17 protein-coding genes are annotated in these 20,597 nt (G+C 69.0%); 9 read left to right on the forward strand and 8 right to left on the reverse strand.

All coding sequences use genetic code 11. From position 1 onward, the window contains the following. The first annotated feature begins 191 nt into the window (after nt 1–191). From SFC76_RS18065 to SFC76_RS18075, 3 genes are all read left to right on the forward strand, one after another. Nucleotides 192–995 carry a hypothetical protein gene (locus SFC76_RS18065; protein ID WP_322850800.1) on the forward strand — a complete coding sequence of 268 codons (804 nt, stop codon included), beginning with the start codon at nt 192–194 and terminating at the stop codon, nt 993–995. Between the two features lie 97 nt (nt 996–1,092). Further along, a complete protein-coding gene (gene rsgA, locus SFC76_RS18070; protein WP_322850801.1) occupies nt 1,093–2,091 on the forward strand; it encodes a ribosome small subunit-dependent GTPase A in 999 nt (332 codons plus the stop codon). 560 nt (nt 2,092–2,651) lie between these two features. After that, nucleotides 2,652–4,262, forward strand: coding sequence for an FAD-dependent oxidoreductase (locus tag SFC76_RS18075; RefSeq protein WP_322850802.1), 1,611 nt, complete (start codon nt 2,652–2,654; stop codon nt 4,260–4,262). A 225-nt stretch (nt 4,263–4,487) separates the two neighbouring features. On the opposite strand, the gene SFC76_RS18080 is transcribed toward SFC76_RS18075, so the two are convergent. The 7 genes from SFC76_RS18080 to SFC76_RS18110 form a co-directional block, all read right to left on the reverse strand. Continuing rightward, a complete protein-coding gene (locus tag SFC76_RS18080; RefSeq protein ID WP_322850803.1) occupies nt 4,488–5,486 on the reverse strand; it encodes an EthD domain-containing protein in 999 nt (332 codons plus the stop codon). A gap of 37 nt (nt 5,487–5,523) precedes the next feature. Further along, a complete protein-coding gene (locus SFC76_RS18085) occupies nt 5,524–6,387 on the reverse strand; it encodes an NAD(P)-dependent oxidoreductase (protein WP_322850804.1) in 864 nt (287 codons plus the stop codon). Beyond that, nucleotides 6,384–7,223: an SDR family NAD(P)-dependent oxidoreductase gene (locus SFC76_RS18090; RefSeq protein WP_322850805.1), complete on the reverse strand. Its 840-nt coding sequence runs from the start codon at nt 7,221–7,223 to the stop codon at nt 6,384–6,386. Before SFC76_RS18090 ends, SFC76_RS18085 begins: the two co-directional genes overlap by 4 nt. Further along, complete coding sequence (locus SFC76_RS18095) at nt 7,220–8,206, reverse strand: aldo/keto reductase (protein ID WP_322850806.1); 987 nt, start codon at nt 8,204–8,206, stop codon at nt 7,220–7,222. Before SFC76_RS18095 ends, SFC76_RS18090 begins: the two co-directional genes overlap by 4 nt. Nucleotides 8,207–8,315: 109 nt before the next feature. Continuing rightward, nucleotides 8,316–10,856, reverse strand: a complete 2,541-nt coding sequence (locus SFC76_RS18100) for an ATP-binding protein (protein ID WP_322850807.1) — start codon at nt 10,854–10,856, stop codon at nt 8,316–8,318. 89 nt (nt 10,857–10,945) lie between these two features. Further along, the gene (locus tag SFC76_RS18105; protein WP_322850808.1) at nt 10,946–12,364 is read right to left on the reverse strand and encodes a M20/M25/M40 family metallo-hydrolase; all 1,419 of its coding nucleotides are present in this window, start codon (nt 12,362–12,364) and stop codon (nt 10,946–10,948) included. Nucleotides 12,365–12,466: 102 nt separating this feature from the next. Further along, the gene (locus SFC76_RS18110; protein WP_322850809.1) at nt 12,467–12,637 is read right to left on the reverse strand and encodes a hypothetical protein; all 171 of its coding nucleotides are present in this window, start codon (nt 12,635–12,637) and stop codon (nt 12,467–12,469) included. A gap of 157 nt (nt 12,638–12,794) precedes the next feature. On the opposite strand from SFC76_RS18110, the gene SFC76_RS18115 reads away from it, so the two are divergent. The 6 genes from SFC76_RS18115 (at nt 12,795) to SFC76_RS18140 (ending at nt 19,872) form a co-directional block, all read left to right on the forward strand. Further along, the gene (locus SFC76_RS18115; RefSeq protein ID WP_322850871.1) at nt 12,795–13,499 is read left to right on the forward strand and encodes a DUF6607 family protein; all 705 of its coding nucleotides are present in this window, start codon (nt 12,795–12,797) and stop codon (nt 13,497–13,499) included. A 207-nt stretch (nt 13,500–13,706) separates the two neighbouring features. Further along, nucleotides 13,707–14,156: a DUF2721 domain-containing protein gene (locus tag SFC76_RS18120; protein WP_322850810.1), complete on the forward strand. Its 450-nt coding sequence runs from the start codon at nt 13,707–13,709 to the stop codon at nt 14,154–14,156. Further along, nucleotides 14,153–14,710, forward strand: a complete 558-nt coding sequence (locus tag SFC76_RS18125; protein ID WP_322850811.1) for a DUF4337 domain-containing protein — start codon at nt 14,153–14,155, stop codon at nt 14,708–14,710. The genes SFC76_RS18120 and SFC76_RS18125 overlap by 4 nt, the downstream gene beginning before the upstream one ends. Before the next feature lie 52 nt (nt 14,711–14,762). Then, entirely contained in the window at nt 14,763–18,770 is a 4,008-nt protein-coding gene (locus SFC76_RS18130; RefSeq protein ID WP_322850812.1) for a Pls/PosA family non-ribosomal peptide synthetase, read from the forward strand. Continuing rightward, nucleotides 18,767–19,342 (forward strand): hypothetical protein, encoded by a 576-nt coding sequence (locus SFC76_RS18135; protein WP_322850813.1) that lies wholly within the window; start codon nt 18,767–18,769, stop codon nt 19,340–19,342. Before SFC76_RS18130 ends, SFC76_RS18135 begins: the two co-directional genes overlap by 4 nt. After that, entirely contained in the window at nt 19,339–19,872 is a 534-nt protein-coding gene (locus SFC76_RS18140; protein WP_322850814.1) for a GNAT family N-acetyltransferase, read from the forward strand. The genes SFC76_RS18135 and SFC76_RS18140 overlap by 4 nt, the downstream gene beginning before the upstream one ends. Here the strand turns inward: SFC76_RS18140 and SFC76_RS18145 are convergent. Then, the gene (locus tag SFC76_RS18145) at nt 19,869–20,597 is read right to left on the reverse strand and encodes a potassium channel family protein (RefSeq protein ID WP_322850815.1); all 729 of its coding nucleotides are present in this window, start codon (nt 20,595–20,597) and stop codon (nt 19,869–19,871) included. The two genes, SFC76_RS18140 and SFC76_RS18145, sit on opposite strands and share 4 nt — an antisense overlap.

Raw genomic sequence — 20,597 nt, forward strand, 5'->3', positions numbered from 1 at the left:
TTCTTCTGTATAAACGTCGATCAAGAGCGTCGCGGGCAGGCGACGAATAGTCCGGATTATTTGCCGCCGGCGCAACGGACCCCGATCCTGCTTGTTACGAGCCGATGATGAGACGGATATCCCGAGGGGCAGGCCGCTGTGCCTGGATCGTCTGCGCCGGGCTGGCGGGTACCGGAGCGAGCGCGCAGTCGGTGCCGACGATCGATACCGAAGATGCCACGCTGGGCAGCGCCGATGTCGGCGACGGCCGGGTCCACCCGATGCTCGCATTCGATGCGCGCAACGGCGATTTCGCGCGCGGCAATTACGACGACGATCGCGCCGATCTCGCGCGCCTGCCCGTGCACGCGCAGATCGGCGCCGCGATCGACCTGTCGCACGGCGCGGACGGCGAGACGACGAGCTGGCTGGTGCTGCGCTCGTCCAACGGCGTCCACGCGCCGGGCCGAAGCGAGACGCGCGCGCCGCGCGCCTGGTACGAGAGCAACACCCTCGCCGCTTTGGTCTTCGCACCGTTGAAGGGGCTGCGGACCGCCGCGGTCTATACGATCAAGACCAGCCCCAACCACGTATCGGGCACGACGCACGAAGCCAGCGTGTCGCTCGCCTATGCCGGGAAGGACGGCTTCGGCAGGATCGCGCCGACCCTCGTCGTCACGACGCGGACCAGGGGGGACGGCGGCGTCTATGCGCAGGCGGCGATCGAGCCGGGCGTCGACCTCGGCAAGAGCGAACGCGCGCCGCGGTTCAGCCTGCCGCTCGCGATCGGGACGGGTTGGCACGGCTTCTACGGCACACGCAGCGGCAACCGATCGTTCGCCAGCGCCGGCGCGGCGCTGGAGGCGCCGTTCCTGCTCGGCGCGACGCATGGGACGATGCGCTGGGAGGCGCTGGCGCTGGTCCGCGACGACCGTCTCGCCGCGCTCAGCGGGCCGGGCGGCGAGACCGCGACGGTGATCCCGCTGGTGACCTGGTCGCTGTCGGTGGCCTATTGATCGCCGGGTCGCGACGACGATGGCGCATGACGGCCCGGGCAAGATCGTGCATGACCGGCGACGGGTCCGTGCTCAGAAAGATGCTGCTGCGAACATTATGAATTCGACCGACCAGACATTGCGCGACCTCGGGTGGGACGATCATTTCGCCGCCCAGTTGACGCCCGAGGAGGCGACGCAGACCCATGCCGTGCGGGTGATGGCGGTGCATCGCGGTCAGGTCGAAGTCGTTGGCGCGGGCGTCGACAGGCTCGTCTCGCCTTATGTGCAGGGCGCCAGACCGACCGACGATCATCCGACCGTCGGCGACTGGCTGCTGATCGCCGACGACACGCTGCTGCCCGTCCGCGTGCTCGCCCGCAAGAACCTGTTCAAGCGGCGCGCGCCCGGTGATGCCCGCAAGGAGCAGATGATCGCGGCGAACGTCGACACCGTCTTCATCGTCGCCTCGTGCAACCAGGATTTCAGCGTCGCGCGGCTGGAGCGCTATCTCGTCCTCGCCCGCGAAGCCGGGGTGCAGGCGGTCGTGGTGCTCACCAAGATCGACCTGACCGAGACGCCGGCGGACTATGTCGCCGCGATCCGCGCGATCGAGCCCGATCTGGCGATCGAGACGGTCGACGGGCGCGAACCGGCGCAGGTCGCGCGGCTCGCCGGCTGGTGCGGCGTCGGCCAGACGGTGGCGTTCCTCGGTTCGTCGGGGGTGGGCAAGTCGACCCTGGTCAACAGCCTGCGCGGATCGGACAGTATCGCCACCCAGGCGATTCGCGCGAACGACGACACCGGTCGGCACACGACGACGGTACGCCGGATGCATCGGCTCGACCACGGTGGCTGGCTGCTCGATCTGCCCGGCATGCGCGAGCTGCAATTGTCCGAAGCGGCGGAGGGCATCGCCGACGTCTTCGACGATTTCGCGCTGGCTGCGGCGGATTGCCGCTTCTCCAATTGTTCGCACGGCAACGAGCCGGGCTGCGCGGTGCGTGCGGCGATCGAGGCGGGAACGCTGACCCGCGAGCGGTTCGACCGCTGGCGCCTGCTCGCCGCCGCCGAGAGCGCCAACGCGGCGCCGGTCTACAAGCGACGGCCGCGCTAGGCCGGGTCGACATTCAAGTTGTGGAAGATGACAATTCCTCCCCCGCCAGGGAGTGTCGGGTTGAACGGTCCCCAGCCGTTCAAGGTCATGCCGGGGGCATGACCGACCCGGCACTGTGGCGCGGCGCAGCCGTGACGGAGGGGGAGGACACGGAACCGATGTTTCCCTTTCCTCCCCATCCGTCATGCCTGCGGCATGCCACCTCCCCCTGGCGGGCAGGGCGATCGCATATGGCCATTGGGGTGTTGCAACGGCTTTCCCATCCCCGTCATGCCGGACTTGATCCGGCATCCCGCTTCTTCGCGCCGTCCAAAGAAGCGGGACCCCGGCGCAAGGCCGGGGTGACGAAGTGGATTTGGAGGGCGAACGACTTACCGTGAGGGCCATATGCGATAGCCCTGCCCTGGCGGGGGAGGAATTCGGCTGATTATCGATCCCGCCTAGCGAGGCGTCGAGCGGGGGCGATACGGTAACGAACCGGCGTTCCGCGCCACGGACGATGACGGCGTTGCGGTGCGGTGATCGCGTCCTTAGCTTGGGCGCGATTGGGGAATGGGTCGATGGAAACGATTGGACGCGATCTCAACGAGATGCAGCGCATTCCGTTGGAGCCGGCGCATGTCCGCGCGATTCGCGCGACGGGCAGCGAGAGATGCTACCGCAAAGGTGAGCTGCTCGCCAAGATCGGCGATCCGGCGGACCGGTTCGTCTATGTCGAGACCGGCGAGATCGAGGTGGTCGATCCGTTCACCGGCGACCGTCTGGTCCCGTCGACGCTGGGACCGACGCAGTTCATGGCCGAAATCTCGCTGCTGTCGGGCGGCAGCTGGTCGATGACGATGCGCGCCGCCGCCGACGCCCGCGTCGTCGAAGTGCCGCGCGAGGACATGCTGCGGCTGATGTCCGAAATCCCCGAAATGTCCGACATTGTCATCACCGTGCTGGCGGCGCGGCGGCGGCGGCAGCTGGACGAGGGCACGGGCATGCTCGTGCTGGTCGGCGAGGAGGTCGACCGCGACGTGCGGCGGGTGGCGGAGTTCGCCGCGCGCAACCGCATGCCCTACCGCTCCTATCCGCTCGGCAGCGCGGATGCCGCGCGGGTGGCGGTGAGCTGCGGGACGCCGGACGACACGCCGGTGGTGCTCTACGGGCGCGACCTCATCGTCACCGATCCGACGCCGGAAAAGGTCGCGCGGCTGCTCGGGCTCGATCGCGACCTGCCCGAGCACGAGGCGTTCGACCTGCTGATCGTCGGCGCCGGCCCCGCCGGCGTCGCGGCGGCGGTCTATGCCGGCGCGGAAGGGCTGCGCGCGCTCGTCGTCGACGAGACCGCGATCGGCGGCCAGGCGGGCACGTCGAGCCGGATCGAGAATTACATGGGTTTCCCGACCGGGATATCCGGTGCCGATCTGGTCTGGCGGGGCGAGGTGCAGGCGATGAAATTCGGCACGCGCTTCGTCATGCCGCGGCGGGTCGCATCGCTGGAAACACTGCCCGACGACCAGTTCTGCGCGACCTTCGCCAATGGCGAGCGGGTGCGCGCCAATGCGGTGGTGGTCGCGACCGGGGTGCAATACCGCCGGCTGCCGCTCGACCGGCTCGCCGAATTCGAGGGCGTCGGCGTCTATTATGCCGCGACCGAGACCGAGGCGCGCTATTGCCGCGAGGCGGAGGTGGTGGTGATCGGCGGCGGCAATTCGGCCGGGCAGGCGACGATGTTCCTCAGCCGCAGCGCGCGGCACGTCCGGCTGCTGGTGCGCGGCGACAGTCTGGCGACGTCGATGTCGGACTATTTGTCGAGCCGGTTGCAGGCCGATCCCGGAATCACGATCGAATATGGCGCGCATGTCGCCGCCTTGCACGGCGCCGACCGGCTGGAGGCGGTGACGATCCGCGACAAGGCCGGCGACCGGCGGGTGGAAACCTGCGCGATGTTCGTGATGGTCGGCGCCGCGCCCAACACCGGCTGGCTGGCGCAACTGGTCGCGCTCGACGACAAGGGGTTCGTGCTGACCGGCGCGGACGCCGGTGCCGCCTCGCCCTATGCGACGTCGCGCCACGGCATCTATGCCGTCGGCGACGTGCGCGCAGGGTCGATCAAGCGGGTCGCCTCGTCGGTCGGCGAAGGCTCGGTCGTCATCTCCAAGGTGTGGGAATACGTCCGCCGCTGATCCGCCGCCGGTGGAGGGTTATCGGCTGTAGCTGCTCCACAGTGTTCCTGCGAAAGCAGGAACCCAGGGCCAGGCAGAACGATGATCTGCGGCGTTCCGGGCTCCTGCGTTCGCAGGCGCATCGGTGGGTTTACAGACGTCTCGGATCAGCCGGGGCTGGCAGGTTCGATTCGGAGGGCGCCGGCAGGGGCGCGCATATGCGTACCCCTGCTCGCCGACGGAGGGTCAGAACTCCGTCGCGCGCTCCGGGTGGAGGCGGTTGATGACGCTGTAGTTGATCGCCGTCCAATATTCCGAGCCTTCGCCGAGCAGATCGGCCTCCGCCGCGGCGATCGTCGCGCCATCCTTGCTCATCAGGAAATCCTCGACGTCGTTCATCGAGGCGAAGGCGAAGATCGACACCGCATCGATCTTGCTGCCCTCCGGGTCCTTCTGCGTCGAGCCGATATTGTGGAGCTGCGCATAGCGGCGGACGAATTCGCCCGTCGCCGGCTGCGCCATCACCAGCCGCGCATGCTCGCGCAACAGCCGCTCCTGGAACGCCTCGCGCGACAGATCGGGGCGGCGCATGTGGATCTTGACCAGGCTGACCGCGTCGCGGTGCCGCTCGCTGGGGATCAGGATATATTCGCGGGTGATCTCGCGCGTCACCATGCGGAAGGCGGTCTGTTCGTCGGCGATGATCCGCTTGGCGAATTTGTCCTGACTGAGCGTGCGCTCGATGTCGGCTTCCTCGGCATAAGCGATATAGGCGAGGCCGTCCCAGCGCGGGCGGACGAAGGCGGGCACCCGCTGCCAGGGATCGGCGGGCAGCAGACCGTGCTCGTCGACCATCGCGCGATAGGGCGGCGGGAAGGCGGAGGAGGGACCGCTCGCGACGCGGTGGATCTGGTCGTAGCGCACGACCCGCTCCGACGAGCTGCCCGGCTCGTCCCAGGCGAATTTCGGGCCGTGGACCTTGCGCCAATATTCGTCCCAATGTTCGAACGCGAGATTGGGGTCGCTCTCCAGCGCCAGTGCGCGCGGGCGCCAATTGGGCAGATGCACCTCATGCCCGTGACGGCTCTTCGCGGAGCCCGAATCCTGCGGGCGGTCGCCGCGCGCAGTATCGTCGACGCGGCTGACGAACGTCGGGGTGACGATCAGCGGCTTGCCGGTGGGTGCGTGCGTCTGGCCGAGGGGCGGGCGGTGAAGCGCGTCGCTACGGTCGAAATCGATGGACATGAACGTCTCCGGATCGAGGAAGGGATGAAGTCAGGCGTCAGGGCAGGCCGGCGGCGCGGCGCACCGCCAGCCCGGCGGCGGCCCAGTCGATATCCTCGCCCTCGGTGGCGATCGCGCTGCGCAGATGGTCGCGGACGATGCCGAGCAGCGGCATCGGCACGCGCGACGCGGTCGCCGCGGCATCGACCAGCCCCATGTCCTTGAGGCCGAGCGGCGCGGTGAAGCCGGCGGGGCGGAAGCGATCCTCGACCAGGAAGTCGCCATAGGTCTTGTAGATCGGCGCATTGAACAACGTGCCGGTCAGCACGTCGAGCAGGGTACGCCGATCGACGCCGCCCTTGTCGGCCAGCGTCATCGCCTCCGCCATCGCCTCGACCGCGGCCATGATCATGAAGTTGCCCGAGAGTTTGACGAGGTTGGCGGCGGACGGCGTATCCCCGACGCGGAAGGTGCGCTGGCCGATCGCCTGGAACAATGGCGCGCAGCGGTCGAGATGCGCCGCCGCGCCGGCGGCGACGACGAACAATTGCGCGGCCTCGGCGGCGGCGGGACGGCCGAAGACGGGCGCCGAGACGAAGCCGCCGGCGCCCGCCTCCGCGGCGAGCCGCTCGGCCATCGCGACGCCGATCGTGCTGTGCGAGACGTGCAGCGCCGGGCCGCCGGCGATCCCGTCGGAACCGAAGGTCACCGCCGCCAGCGCATCGTCGTCGGCGAGCATCGACATCACCACCTCGCCCTGCGCCGCATCCCGCGGGCTGGCGGCCAGCATCGCGCCTGCGGCGACCAGCGGACCGGCCTTGTCGGGCGAGCGGTTCCACACCGCGACCTCGTGTCCGGCGGTGACGAGGTTCTGCGCCATGGCAGCGCCCATCCTGCCGAGCCCGATGAAACCGACCTTCATCGTCCGTCCTCCATATATGCGGCGAAGGCCGCGGCGTGATCGGGGTGCCAGCGCGACAGCGCCGGTCGGTTTTCGATCAGGTCACCCGCCGCCCAGGCGATCCGGCGGCGGTCCTGTTCGGATGTCGTCTCATTGTCCGGGCAGATCAGGTAGAAATCGCCGGCGGCGATGCCGGTCATCATGAAGTCCACCACCTGATCGGGCGACCAGGCGCCCGGCGGCTGTTCGCTGCGGCCGCGCGCGGTCATGCCGGTCCAGGTGAAGCCGGGGACGAGCAGATGCGCGGCGACACGGTCGCCGGTCTGCGTGCGCAACGTATGCGCGAGGCCTTCGGTGAGCGCCTTCACCGCCGATTTGCTGACGTTATAGGCGGTGTCGCCCGGCGGCTGCGTGATGCCCTGTTTCGAGCCGGTGTTGATCACCACCGCCGGTCCGCCGTGCGCGATCATCGCCGGCACGAACGCCTGCACGCCGTTGAGTACGCCGAACAGATTGACGCCGAGCAACCGGTCCCAGCCGTCGCGGCTGGACAGCGCATCGCCGCCGCCGCCGACGCCGGCATTGTTCATCAGGACCGACACCGCCCCGAACCGCGTCGCGACATCCGCCGCCAACGCCTCGACCGCTTGCCGGTCGGACACGTCGCAGGCCATGCCGATCGCATCGCCCGCGATCGTCGCCACCGCCGCGTCGAGCGCATCCTGTTCGCGGTCGACGAGGCATAGCCGCATCCCCTCGCGGGCGAAGCGCCGGGCGGTGGCGAGGCCGATCCCGCCCGCCGCGCCGGTGATCACCGCGACCGCACCGGGTGCGAAGGCGCCTGCCGCGGCGCTCATCGGCCGAGCGACGCCATCTGCGGCGCGGCATAGCGCGTGCCGGTCGCCGCGCCCGGCGGCAGGATGCGATCGATCCGCGCGCGGTCGTCGTCGGTCAGCGTCACGTCGAGCGCGCCGATATTGTCCTCCAGATAGCGGCGCCGCTTGGTGCCGGGGATCGGCACGATATCGTCGCCCTGCGCCAGCACCCAGGCGAGCGCGAGCTGCGCGGAGGTGCAGCCCTTCTCCTGCGCCATCGCTTCGATCTCCTGCACCAGCGAAAGGTTCTTGGCGAAGGCCTCGCCCTGGAAGCGCGGATTGTCGCGGCGGTAATCGTCGGCGGGGATATCCTCGGGACGGCGGAACTGGCCGGTCAGGAAGCCGCGGCCGAGCGGGCTGTAGGGCACGAAGCCGATGCCGAGTTCGCGCACCGTCGGCAGGATCGCGTCCTCGGGATCGCGCGTCCACAGCGAATATTCGGTTTGCAGCGCGGTGATCGGATGCACCACATGCGCGCGGCGGATCGTCTCGGGCGCGGCTTCCGACAGGCCGAGATACTTGACCTTGCCCGCACTCACCAGCTCGGCCATCGCGCCGACCGTCTCCTCGATCGGCACCTCGGGATCGACACGGTGCTGGTAATAGAGGTCGATCACGTCGAGTCCGGTGCGTTGCAGGCTCGCGTCGCAGGCCTGACGGACGTAATCGGGGCGCCCGCTGATCCCCCGGAAGCTGCCGTCGGCGCCGCGCACGTTGCCGAACTTGGTCGCGACCACTACCCATTCGCGCCGTTCGCGCACGACGCGGCCGACCAGTTCCTCGTTGCGGCCGACGCCATACATGTCGGCGGTGTCGAGGAAGGTGAGGCCGAGGTCGATCGCGCGGTGGATCGTCGCCGCCGATTCGGCGTCGTCGCGACCGGCGTAGAATTCGGACATGCCCATGCAGCCGAGGCCGAGGGCGGAGACTTCGAGCCCTTGCGAGCCGAGCTTGCGCATTTCCATTGCCGAACATCCTATCTGGGGGTGCCCCCAAAGCGGATGAGGCGCGGCCATGTTCCCCGCGCCATGCGATCGGGCGACAGACAGACGCCGCCGCGATGCGTGCCGTCGATCAGCCGCCGAGCGCGGAGGCGGTGAGCGCCGACATGCTGGCGGCCAGCTCGGCGTTGCGGAACGGCTTGGTCAGCCGGGGAATGTCGGCATCGATCCCGTCCTCTTCGGCATAGCCCGAGACGATCAGCACCGGCAGGCCGGGATGGCTGTGCTTGAGCGCGCGGGCGAGCTGCGCCCCGCTCATCCCGGGCATCAGGTGATCGGTGACGACGATGTCGGGGGTCAGGCCGGCGTCGAGCAGCTGCAACGCCTCCTCGGCGGAGGCCGCCTCGACCACCGTGTAGCTCATGTCGGCGAGCATGTCCGCGGTGCTGAGGCGGACCAGTTCCTCGTCGTCGATCAGCAGCGCGGTGCCCAGACCCTGGATGGCGGGCAGGGGCTCGGCAGTGGCATCTTCCCGGCTGACCGCGATCGCGCTGATCGGCAGCCACAGGCTCATCGTCGTGCCGCGACCCGGCGCGCTCTCGATGGTCAGCCCGCCGCCGAGCTGCGCGGCGAGGCCGTGGACCATCGACAGCCCGAGCCCGGTGCCCTTGCCGACGCCCTTGGTCGAGAAGAACGGCTCGATCGCGCGCCGCTGCGTCTCGGCATCCATGCCGACGCCGGTATCGCGGACGCTGAGCCGCACGTAATGACCGCGCGCCAGCCCGCGCGCATCGCGCTCGCGCACGCTCTCCCGGCGCGCGGAAATGGTCAGAACGCCGCCATCCGGCATCGCATCACGCGCGTTCACCGCGAGATTGAGCAGCGCCATCTCGAGCTGGTTCAAATCGGCCCTCGCCGGCGGCAGGTCAGCGAGATCGACGCGGACCTCGATCATCGGGCCGATCGTCGAGCCGATCAGCCCGGTCATGCTGCCCACCACCCGCGTGACGTCGACCGCGGTCGGCTGCAACGGCTGGCGGCGCGCGAAGGCAAGCAGGCGCTGCACCAACGTCTTGGCGCGTTCCGCCGATTGCAGCGCGCCGCCGATCAGCCGCTGCTCGGGATCGCTGCCGATGCCCTTGCGCACCAGCATGTCGAGCGACCCGACGATCGGGGTGAGCAGATTGTTGAAATCATGCGCGACGCCGCCGGTCAGGCTGCCCATCGCCTCCATCTTCTGGCTCTGCCGCAGCGCCTCACGCGCGACCTCCAGATCGGCCTCGCGTGCCTTGCTGTCGCTGAGATCGCGGCCGACCGCGACGAAGTTGACGCCGTCCGCCTCGGGCGCGACGGTCCATTCAATGTCCTTCCAGCCGCCCTCGCGCGTCGCGATGCGGTTCTCGAAGCGCGTCGGCTGCCGCGTCTCGGCCATCCGGCCGATCGCCGCGAGCGTTTGCGGTTCGTCGTCGGGATGCATGAAGCTGGCATAGCCGCGCGCGAGCAGCTCCGCCTCGCTCCAGCCGAGCACCCGCGACCAGGCCGGGCTGACCGCCGACATCATCCCGCCGTAATCGGCGCGCGCCAGCATGTCCTGCGACAGGTTCCACAACCGGTCGCGCTCCGCCGAGCGCAGCGCGATCTGCTCCTCGAGCGTCTCGTTGAGCCGGCGCAGGCCCTCCTCGGCGCGGGCGCGCTCGACCGCGGTCTTGACCCGCTCGCCGACCTCCTGGACCAGGCTTTCCTCGGCGGGCGTCCAGACGCGCGGCGTCGCCGACTGGACGGCGAGCATCCCGACCCGGCCCGTCCCCTCGAACAGAATGACGTCGACGAACGCACCGACCTGCCGCTCGATCAGCCCGGTACGTGCCTCCTCGCTCAGCCGCTGGTCGCTGCCGACGTCGCGCACGACGACCGGCGTTCCGATGCGATAGGCGCCGAGCAGTTCGGGCCCGAAGGCCTGGAGCGAATGCTCGCCGACGATCGAGGCGACGCCGCGCGTATGATCGAAGGCGACCGTCATCCGGCCGCCGGCGATCTCGGCATAGAAGACGCGGCTGGCGTCGAGCCGCTCGCCGAGCCGTTCGGCGGCGAGGCGAGTGATCGCATCGGGCGTGTCGAGCGGGCGCAGCGCGTCGGCCAGCGCCAGCAGGAAAGCGGTGCGCCGCTCGCTTGCGACGCGCTCGGTGGTTTCCGCGAGGATGCAGATGACGCCGCCGGGCGTGCCGCTCTCGTCGAGCACCGGCGAATAATCGAGGTCCATCCAGACCTGTTCGGGCCGGCCGTGCCGGTACAATGTCAGTTCCTGGTCGTGATAGTGGAGCGTGCCGCCGGCGAGCCCGACCTTCATGACATTGTCGTTGAAGTCGGCGACCTCCGGCCAGCCCAGCCGCACCTCCGAGCCGAGCAATTCGGGATGGCGCCCGCCGGCGAACGCCGAATAGGCGTCGTTGTAGAGCATGACGCCGGCCTCGCCCCACAGCATCACGATCGGCACCGGCGAACGCAGCAGGATGGCGGTGGCAGTGCGCAGGCTCTGCCGCCACGTCGCGATCGGACCGAGCGGCGTCGCCGACCAATCGCGTGCCGCGATCAGCTCCGCGCACTCGCCGCCACCGGTCAGGAAGTCGAGCCCGGCGGCGTCGGGGTTGCGGTCTATCGCGATTAGGGCCGACATCGGGGCGGTAGGATCCTGCAGACTCTCGTGATCGGCCAGACCTTTACCCGCGCCCTCACACGATGGAAGAGGCAATGTCGCGCCGCGGTTCAGCCCGCATAGGCCTTCACCAGATCGTAGAGATAGTCGCGCCCGGTGTAGACCGCCTTGACGATCGCGCGTTCGTTGAGCCCGTGCGCGCCATTGCCGTCGGGATCGCCATACAGGCCCGGCGGGCCGTAGGAGGGGATGCCGATCGCGCCGAGATAGATGCCGTCGGTGGCGCCGGTCGACATCATCGGTGCGAGCGGTACGCCCGGATAATAACGCGCGAGCAGCCGTTCGGCGGGCTGGACGATCTTGGCGTCCAGCGGCGGCGGCACCGCGGCGGGGCCGCGATCGTCGACCTGCTTCACCGTCATCTTCGGGTCGGCGACGGCCGTCTGCAGCGCGACGCGGACGCTCTCCGCCGACACGCCGGGGAAGATGCGGCAGTTGACGTTAACGCCGGCGCGTTGCGGCAGCGCGTTGTTGGCGTGGCCGCCGTCGAGCAGCGTCGCGACGCAGGTGGTGCGCAGCATCGAATGATAGCTTTTGTCGGTATCGACCACAGCGAGCGCCGCCTTGTCGGTCGGGTCGGCGGCGACCCGCATCATCGCCGCGCCCATCGCGTCGCCGCGCGCCTTGCCGGCGATGCGGAAATAGGCGCGGGTGGTGTCGGTCATCTGCACCGGAAACTCGTAGTCGCGTACCTTGCCGATCGCATCGGCCAGCTCGTAGATCGCATTGTCGCGCACCGGCGCCGAGCTGTGGCCGCCCGGATTGGTCGCCTCGATTCGGTAATTGACCGCCGCCTTCTCGCCGACATGGATGTTGGCGATGACCAGATTGCCCTTGCCGTCGGAGCGGCCGCCGCCGCCTTCGTTGAGCGCGAATTCCGCCGCGATCAGGTCGGGCTTGTTCTGCGCCAGCCATTTGGCGCCGTTGAACGCCCAGCTCGTCTCCTCGCCGCAGGTCAGCGCCAGCTTGATCGTACGCTTGGGGCGATAGCCGTCCTGCTTGAAGCGGATCAGCGTATCGATCCAGATCGCGTCCATCGCCTTCATGTCCGAGGTGCCGCGGCCGTAGAAATAGCCGTTCTCCTCGACCATCTTGTACGGATCGCGCGTCCAATCCTCCGCCTTGGCGACGACGACGTCGATATGGCCGAGCAGCAGCATCGGCTTGGCGGTGCGCGACGACCCCGGCAGCACCACGACGAGGCCACCCTCCTTGGGATGGTCCGGCACGGCGAAGCGGGTGATCGCGCTATTCAGATAGCCCGCTGCCTTCAGCCGCGTTTCGACCTTGTCGGCGAGCGCGGCGCAGCTGCCTGTCGTGATGCTCGTGTCGGTCTCGACCAGCTCCTGGTACAAAGCGCGGAACCGCTGCTGGTCGGGACGCAGGCTTTGCGCGGCGACCTGCGCTTCCGCGGCGATCGGGACGCTGAGCGCCGCGATGGTGAGCACGATCCGGTTGCGCAGCGTCATGACGATCCCCCTGTGTCTATAGGGCTTACTATGCACGATCCCGATCCGGCGGGAACAGGCAAAGCGACCGCGTGCCCATCTTGATGACGCTATTGATTCGCATTAACGATCGCCCATCGGATTGGGGGATTGAGAATGATCGGTTTCGGTGGGCGGCGGGGCATCCATATCGCGGCCATGCTGGTCGCGCTCGCGGCGTCGGCGGGCACCGCCGCAGCGCGGCCGGCGGCGGCGGCGGTGCAGGCGGACTATGGCGACCAGGCGCGCGATCATGCCGCGATCCTGGCGATGGCCGGCACCTTCAAGGTGACGTTCGACATGCGCGAGACGACACCGCTCGTCGCCGGCTACACGCCCTATCCCGCCAAATCCCGCCAAGATCAGCGGCGGGCACGAACTGGTCCGCACGATCGTCGATACGCCGGATCATATCGTCCTCCAGCATCTGCTGGTCGTCGCGGACGGTTACGGCAAGACGATGGTGATCAAGCATTGGCGGCAGGACTGGACCTACCAGCCGCGCAGCGTGCTGACCTATGTCGCGCCCGGCCGCTGGACGCTGCGTCCCGTGGCGGAAGCGGAGCGGCGCGGCGCGTGGTCGCAGACGGTATGGCAGACCGACGACAGCCCGCGCTACGGCGGTCTCGGCCGCTGGCGCTACGACGACGGCGCGACCCGCTGGACCAGCGACGAGACGCGCCGGCCGCTCGCGCGTCGCGATGCGACGCGCGGCGTGCCCTACGACCATTATCTCGGCACCAACCGCCATGTCCTGACGCCGAACGGCTGGGTGCACGAACAGGACAATGCCAAGATCGGCAGCAGGGACGGCCGATCCGCGACCTTCGTCCACGAATATGTCGTCAACAGCTATGTCCCCGCGCGCGCCTTCCCCGTCGCGGCGGCGGAGGATTATTGGGCGAAGACGAAGGATTATTGGGCGATCGTCCGCGGCGAATGGGATGCGGCGATCGCGCGCGAGGGCGGGCTGGCGCTCGGCGAGGTCGCCGACAGCGGATCGGTGACCGGCCACCAACTCATGCTGCTCGCCGACGATATCGCGCACGGCGACGCCACGACCGCCGCCGCCGGTGAGGAGGCGCGCGACCTGATCCGCGGGGCGACGCGACGCTGACGGTTCATGCGGCAGAAACCGCGGTGGTTCCAAAGCCGGCGGCGGCAAGAAAATCGCCTGCCGATCGACGTTCTCTGCGGGACCAATAGACATCAGGGTCGTTATGTCCGTTATGACAAGGCCGGGGAGGATCGGGATGAGGGTAAGCGTCGCGTCGCGCGGTGACCGGCGCGATGGTCCCGCTCGCGCCGGGACGATGCCGCGATGATGTCGCAGCCGTTGAACGATGCCGCGCATGTCATCCAGCTCGCACTCACGCCGATTTTCCTGCTGACCGCGGTCGGATCGTTGCTCAACGTCTTCGCGACGCGGCTCGGGCGGGTGCTCGATCGCATCCATGTGCTGAAGGCGAGGGGGGAGAGCGCACCGGTCGAACTCGACCGGCTGCGGCTGCGCTCGAAGGTGCTCGATGCGGCGGTGCTGAGCGCGGCGCTGGCGGGTGGGCTCACCTGTTGTGCGGCTGCGACGATCTTCTTCGGCGTGCTGCGCGAGACGGGTACCGCGACGTTGCTGTTCGGCCTGTTCGGGGCGGCGCTGGTCGCCGCGATCGCCGCGCTCGCCTGTTTCGCCACCGAGGTCTTCCTGTCGGGACGGGCCGTGCGCGAGCATATCGACGAGGCCGCCGCGACTGCGGCGCAGACGGCGGACCGGGCATGAGCGAGGAGGAATGGGAAACGCGCGGCGCGCACGAGGACGCGGTCGAGGAGCGCGCGCATCACGAACCGCTCGGCCAGAAGATCGCGCTATTCTCGGCGATCCTCGCGACGCTCGGCGCGATCATCAGCTTCCTCGGCGGGCACGAACAGAATGACGCGCTCTATTACAAGAACGAGGCGGTGCTGATGAAGGCGCGGGCGTCCGATAATTGGGCTTATTATCAGGCGGAGGATCTCAAGCGTCACCTCGCCGAGATTGCCGCCTTGGTGCCGACTGCGACGCACGATTATGCCGCCGACGCCGCCCGTTACGCCAAACGCGGCAAGGCACTGCGCGCGGCGGCGGAAGCGTATGACCGTCGGTCGGAAGAGGCGGATGCCGAATCCCGGCGTGCGCTGCGCCCGCATACCAAGCTGGCGATCGCGATGACCTTCCTCCAGGTCGGCATCGCGCTCGCGTCGATCAGCGCATTGACCCGGCGGCGCTGGCTGCTCGGCGGGGCGGGACTGTTCGCGGCGGTCGGCGTCGCGCTCAGCATCGCCGCCTGGTTCTGACCCCGATACGATCGTAACGAAGGATTGAGACGTTGGGATGCACGCAGATTCTATGACGACTCTCGACCTCGCGCCGGCGGATCACACCATCCAGGCGTCGATCGCACCCGCGCCGGCGCTGCGCCCCGAAGAACCCTATGCACGCGACGAATTGCTGCACGAGCTGTTCGACGCGACCTGCCGGCGCAGCGGCGGCGTGGTCGCGCTGGAGCTGATCGGCGCCAGCGAGGAATATGGCCGCAGCACCAGCTGGAGCTATGACATGCTGGCGCGGCGCAGCCTCGCGCTGGCGCAGCGGCTGCGCGCGATGGGCATCGGCCGCGGCGATCGGGTGGTACTATGCCTGCCGCGCGGGCTCGACCAATATATGGCGATCCTCGGCGTGCTGCGGGCCGGCGCCGCCTACGTGCCGGTCGACTGGGGTTATCCGCAGGACCGGATCGACTACATCATCGAAGACAGCGGCGCCGCGCTGACGCTCACCGTCACCGGCCGTGCCGAGACGATCACCGGCGCGACGCTGGCGATCGACGCCGAGCTCGGCGACCTCGCCGCCGAGCCGATCGTCCCGCTCGGCCGCGACCAGACCGGCAGCGCGCCCGACGACCTCGCCTATATCATCTATACCTCGGGCACGACCGGCCGGCCCAAGGGGGTGATGATCACCCATGCCAACGCCTGCCACCTCGTCCGCTCGGAAAGCGCGATCCTGGCGCTCGACCCCGCCGATGTGGTGTTCGGCGGGTTCAGCCTCGCCTTCGACATGTCGGTCGAGACGATGTGGAGCGCCTTCTTCGTCGGCGCGCGGCTGCTCGTCGCGACCGAGGCGCTGGCGACGAGCGGCCCCGACGTCGCGATCGCGCTGGCCGCGGCGGGGGCGACGATCTGGCATGTCGTGCCGTCGCTGATCGCTCTGGTCGAGCATCCGGTGCCGACGCTGCGGCTCATCAACATGGGCGGCGAGGCCTGTCCGCCCGATCTGCCGCGGCGGCTCGCCCGGCCGGGGCTGCGGCTGCTCAATACCTACGGTCCGACCGAAACCTCGGTCACCGCGACCTGGACCGAGGTGCAGCCCGGCCAGCGCATCACGATCGGCAAGCCGCTGCCCGGCTATACCGCGTGGATCGTCGATGAGGCGTTGCAGCCGGTGCCGGCGGGGCAGGAGGGCGAATTGGTCATCGGTGGCCCCGGCGTCGGCGTCGGCTACGTCAACCGGCCCGACCTCACCGCCGAGAAGTTCACGATGACGCCGTTCGACACGGTGTCGGGCGGTCCCGAGCGAATCTACCGTTCGGGCGATCTCGTCCGGCTCGACGCAGCGGGCGACATCGATTTCGTCGGGCGCATCGACACGCAGGTGAAGATCCGCGGCTTCCGCGTCGAACTCGCCGAGATCGAGGCGGTGATCGGCGAATGGCCCGGCGTCGCGCAGGTCGTCGTGCAATTGTTCAACGACGACGACGGCTCCGAATTCCTCGCCGCCTTCCTCGTTGCGCGGGCGAACGAGACGATCGATCTTGCCGGCCTGCGCATTCTCGTCGCCGAACGGCTGCCCAATTACATGCGCCCCGCGGCCTATCAGACGCTCGCCGCGCTGCCGACCTTGCCCGCCTCGGGCAAGGTCGACCGCAAGGCGCTGGTCAAGCCGGCGATCACCGTCACCACCGATCGCGCGATCGTCGCGCCCGCGACGCCGATGGAGGAGACGTTGCACCGCGTCTGGGCAGAGGCGTTCGCGCCGCAGCCCGTCTCCGTGCTCGACGATCTGTTCGAAGACCTCGGCGGCCATTCGCTGAAAGCCGCACGGCTGGTGTCCGCCGCGCGCAAGGTACCGGGGTTGCAGGGCCTGTCGCTCGAGGACGTCTATGCCGCGCCGACGATCCGCGCGCTGGCGCTGCGCGTCGGCGGCAGCGCGGCGGTTTCGGTGCAGCAGGCGGACAGCTTCCACCATATCGCGGCGTGGAAGCGGCGGCTGTGCGTCGCGGCGCAGACGGTGGCGCTGCTGCCGATCTACACGCTCGCCGGGCTGCAATGGTTCTCGCCCTATATCGCCTATACGCATCTCGCCGGGCGGGTCGACCGGATCAGCGCGCTCGTGCTCAGCGCCTTGTTCTTCACGATCGTGCCGGTCGCGTCGATGTTCCTGTCGATCGCGCTCAAATGGCTGATCGTCGGCCGCTTCAAGGCGGGCGATTATCCGTTGTGGGGTTTCTATTATTTCCGCTGGTGGCTGATCCGGCGGATCATCGGCGTCACCGCGACGCCCTATCTGGCGGGCACGCCGATGATCCGCGGCTATTACCGGCTGCTCGGCGCCAGGATCGGCGCGCGCGTGCATATCGGCACCGGGATCATCGATACCGCCGATCTGCTCGACGTCGGCGACGATGCGATCATCAGCGACCAGGCGGTGCTCGCCACCAGCTCGGTCGAGCGCGGGCTGCTGCGCCTCGGCACGGTGACGCTGGCGCCGGGATCGTTCGTCGGGTCGCAGGCGGTGGTCGGGCGCAACGCGACGCTCGGCGAGGATGCGGTGCTCGACGATATGTCGGCCTTGCCGACCGATGCGGCGATCCCCGCGCGACAGCGCTGGACCGGATCGCCCGCGGCCTTCGCCGCCGACGCCCCGGCGCGGCCGCAGCGTCACGGCCGCGAGCCGCTCGGGCCGCTGCTCGGGCTGCTGCTCGGCGCGTTCATGCTGCCGATCATCGCCATCCTGCCGATCGCGCCGGGCCTGATCGCGCTGATCGAGCTGGACTGGGCGACCACCGGTTATGCCTATGTGCTCGTCTCGCCGTTCCTCGCGACCACCTATGTCGTGATGATGTGCGTGCTGACCGTCGCGGCCAAGCGGCTGATCCTCGGCAAGGTCGCGCCCGCCACCTATGCGCTCGATAGCTGGTTCTACGTGCGTTACTGGCTGGTCAAGCAGATCAACGATCTGGCGTTGCGGCTGCTGCATCCGATCTTCGCGACGCTCTACGTCATCCCCTGGTATCGCGCATTGGGCGTCAAGGTCGGGCGACGGGCGGAGATCTCCACCGCCAGCGCGATCGTCCCCGACCTCGTCGAGATCGGCGCGGAGAGCTTCATCGCCGATTCGGTCATCTTCGGCGCGGCGCGGATCGGCCACGGCACGATCGAACTTGCCCACACCCGCATCGGCCGGCGCAGCTTCATCGGCAATTCGGCGTTGCTGCCAAGCGGCGCGCAGATCGGCGACGAGGTGCTGATCGGCGTGCTCTCCAAGCCGCCCGAGGATCCGGCGCTGGCAATGGAGAGCGGCAGCACCTGGTTCGGCTCGCCCGCGTTCAAGCTGCCGGTGCGGCAGGTCGCGACGATGTTCGACGAGGGCGCGCGCTTCAATCCGTCGCGCGGGCTGATCGCGACGCGCCTGTCGATCGAGGCGGTGCGCACCACGCTGTCGCTCACCGCCTTCCTCGTCTTCTTCAGCCTGTTGCTGTCGGTGGTCGGCGACCTCGACGATCTCGAACGCGGTGGGCTGGTGATCGGCCTGGCCTTTCCGTTCCTCTACGTCGGCTTCTGTCTTGCCTGCGGCGGCTTCGTGCTGGCGCTCAAATGGCTGGTCGCCGGCCGCTACAAGGCGACGACCGCGCCGCTGTGGAGCACCTTCGTCTGGCGCAGCGAATTGGTCACCGCGACCTACGAGAATCTCGCGGTCGCCAATCTGCTCGAACCGCTGCGCGGGACGCCGTGGATCGCGGTCTATCTGCGGCTGATGGGGGCGAAGATCGGCAGGCGCTGCTATATCGACACCACCGATCTCACCGAGCACGATCTGGTGACGATCGGCGACGACGTCGCGCTCAACGACTTTGCGGGGCTCCAGACGCATCTGTTCGAGGACCGGGTGATGAAGGTCGGCCCGATCCGCGTCGGCGATCGCGCGACGATCGGTTCGCTGGCGATCGTGTTGTACGATGCGGAGATCGGCGCCGACGCGCAGCTCGGCGACCTCTCCGTGGTGATGAAGGGCGAGACGTTGCCCGACGGCACCAATTGGGAGGGCAGCCCCGCCCGGATCGCGACCGGCGCATGACGCCGCAATGGCACGACGGGCCGCTGGCGGCGCTGGACTGGAACGGGGAGGCGCCGGTGGTATGGCGCGCCGCCGCGGACGATGCGGCGGCACGGCGGGACCTCGCGCAGGCCCTGGTCGCGCGGCTCGCACGGCGGCGCGTCGAGGAGGTGCGGCTGGCGCGCACCGCCGCGGGGGCGCCGCGAGTCGCGGGGCCGCCGGGCTGGTACATCGGCCTGTCGCATCGCGGCGCGCATTGCCTGATCGGTGCCGCCACCCGCCCGATCGCGGTCGATCGTGAATTGGTCGATGACGCGCCGCCGCTGTGGGATATGCTGACCGATCGCGAAGGGCGCACGGTACGCCGGCTCGATCCGCTCGTTCAGCCGCGTGCCTGGCTGCGGCGCTGGACGATCAAGGAAGCACACGCCAAGCTGGTCGGCGAGCCGCGCCGCATCGCCCCGGAGACGATCGAGACCGAGGTGATCGACCCCGTGCACGCCACCGCCCGCTACGAGGGTGTGTCGCGCTGCTGGACGCGCGACGATGCCGAGGCGATCGAGACGGTCGCGTTGTGGCAGGCGGCGGCATGAGCCGGGTCGCGGTCCGCCCCTATGACACCGCGGATCGCGCGGCGGTGCTGGCGATCTTCGATTCCAACCTGCCCGAATATTTCGGTGCCGGCGATCGCGGCTGGCTGGAGGAGACGCTCGACGAGCCCGACGGCCCGGCGTTCGTCGTCACCGTCGATGGCGTCCCGGCGGCGTTCGGCGGGTATGAGATCTGGGACCATTACAACAAGGCGCTGCTCTATTGGGGCATGGCGGCGCGGCGCTTCCATCGCTGCGGGCTCGGCCGGCTGCTGCTGTTCGAGCGGCTGGTGCATGTCGCGCGTCATGCCGAGCCGCCGACCCGCTATGTCACCGTCGATACCTCGCCGTTGGTCGCGCCGTTCTTCCGCCGCTGCGGCTTCGCGTCGACCGCGGTTTGGCCGGAGGGCTATCGTTCCGGCATGGAGATGCACGAGCTGCATTTCGATCTCGCCGCGACGACGATCGACGCGCTCGACGAGCAGCGGCGTGCCGCGCTGATTGCGGTGGAGGCGGCGGTCGCGTCGGTCTAGCCGCGCTCCTCATGCGCGAGATGCAGGGCGACCAGCCGCGCGAGCAAAGTCGCCGGGAAGAGCTGGCCGATCACCGATTCCAGATTGGCGAGGCTGCGCGCCAGCGGTGCCACCGGGACGATGTCGCCGAAGCCGGTGGTGGTGATCGTCGCCAGGCTGAAATAGGTGAAGGCGGCATTCGCGCTGGTCGCCGTGTGCGGATCGAACCCGCTGCCACCGAACGCGCCCGGTGCATGCATCTGGATCGCGCCATAGGCGATAGCGAACAGGGCGGAGACGTTGAGGTAGAGCAGCACCGCGCCGCGGATGCGATGCGCGGTCACCCGCCCGGCGGCGAAGACGTGCGGCGCGACCACCGCGGTCACCGCCACGTTGAACAGGAAGGCGACCAGCGCGATCGCCTCATGCTGCTCGGTGGCGTCGAGCTGGAGCGAGGCGGAGACGACGCGGCCGAATGCCGGCCACGCCGTCAGCAGCGCGATCGACACGATCAGCAGCACCCGCCACAGCCGGTTCCGGGTGAAGACGGTGACGCAGATGAAGGCGAAGGCGAGGTGGCAGGCGTCGAGCAGGCTGCGGCCGGACGTCCAGCCCTGTGCCAGTGGCACGACCACGAACAAGGTGACGCCTTGCAGGACGAGCAGCGCCGACAGGCTGTGGTCGATCCGCCGGTCGCGGTCCGCCGCGGCGGTCTGCATCGCGGCGTGCTTCGGCATCGTCGGCAT

The sequence above is a fragment of the Sphingomonas sp. CD22 genome (genome assembly GCF_034556155.1).
Classification (GTDB): Bacteria; Pseudomonadota; Alphaproteobacteria; order Sphingomonadales; family Sphingomonadaceae; genus Sphingomonas.

Bases quoted from the DNA above. Each gene is read 5' to 3' on its own strand.
- rsgA (WP_322850801.1), top strand. From the start codon at position 1,093: ATGAATTCGACCGACCAGACATTGCGCGACCTCGGGTGGGACGATCAT.
- SFC76_RS18075 (WP_322850802.1), top strand. From the start codon at position 2,652: ATGGAAACGATTGGACGCGATCTCAACGAGATGCAGCGCATTCCGTTG.
- SFC76_RS18080 (WP_322850803.1), bottom strand. From the start codon at position 5,486: ATGTCCATCGATTTCGACCGTAGCGACGCGCTTCACCGCCCGCCCCTC.
- SFC76_RS18085 (WP_322850804.1), bottom strand. From the start codon at position 6,387: ATGAAGGTCGGTTTCATCGGGCTCGGCAGGATGGGCGCTGCCATGGCG.
- SFC76_RS18090 (WP_322850805.1), bottom strand. From the start codon at position 7,223: ATGAGCGCCGCGGCAGGCGCCTTCGCACCCGGTGCGGTCGCGGTGATC.
- SFC76_RS18095 (WP_322850806.1), bottom strand. From the start codon at position 8,206: ATGGAAATGCGCAAGCTCGGCTCGCAAGGGCTCGAAGTCTCCGCCCTC.
- SFC76_RS18100 (WP_322850807.1), bottom strand. From the start codon at position 10,856: ATGTCGGCCCTAATCGCGATAGACCGCAACCCCGACGCCGCCGGGCTC.
- SFC76_RS18105 (WP_322850808.1), bottom strand. From the start codon at position 12,364: ATGACGCTGCGCAACCGGATCGTGCTCACCATCGCGGCGCTCAGCGTC.
- SFC76_RS18110 (WP_322850809.1), bottom strand. From the start codon at position 12,637: ATGATCGCGCGCCTGGTCGCCATAGTCCGCCTGCACCGCCGCCGCCGC.
- SFC76_RS18120 (WP_322850810.1), top strand. From the start codon at position 13,707: ATGTCGCAGCCGTTGAACGATGCCGCGCATGTCATCCAGCTCGCACTC.
- SFC76_RS18125 (WP_322850811.1), top strand. From the start codon at position 14,153: ATGAGCGAGGAGGAATGGGAAACGCGCGGCGCGCACGAGGACGCGGTC.
- SFC76_RS18130 (WP_322850812.1), top strand. From the start codon at position 14,763: ATGACGACTCTCGACCTCGCGCCGGCGGATCACACCATCCAGGCGTCG.
- SFC76_RS18135 (WP_322850813.1), top strand. From the start codon at position 18,767: ATGACGCCGCAATGGCACGACGGGCCGCTGGCGGCGCTGGACTGGAAC.
- SFC76_RS18140 (WP_322850814.1), top strand. From the start codon at position 19,339: ATGAGCCGGGTCGCGGTCCGCCCCTATGACACCGCGGATCGCGCGGCG.
- SFC76_RS18145 (WP_322850815.1), bottom strand. From the start codon at position 20,597: ATGCCGACGATGCCGAAGCACGCCGCGATGCAGACCGCCGCGGCGGAC.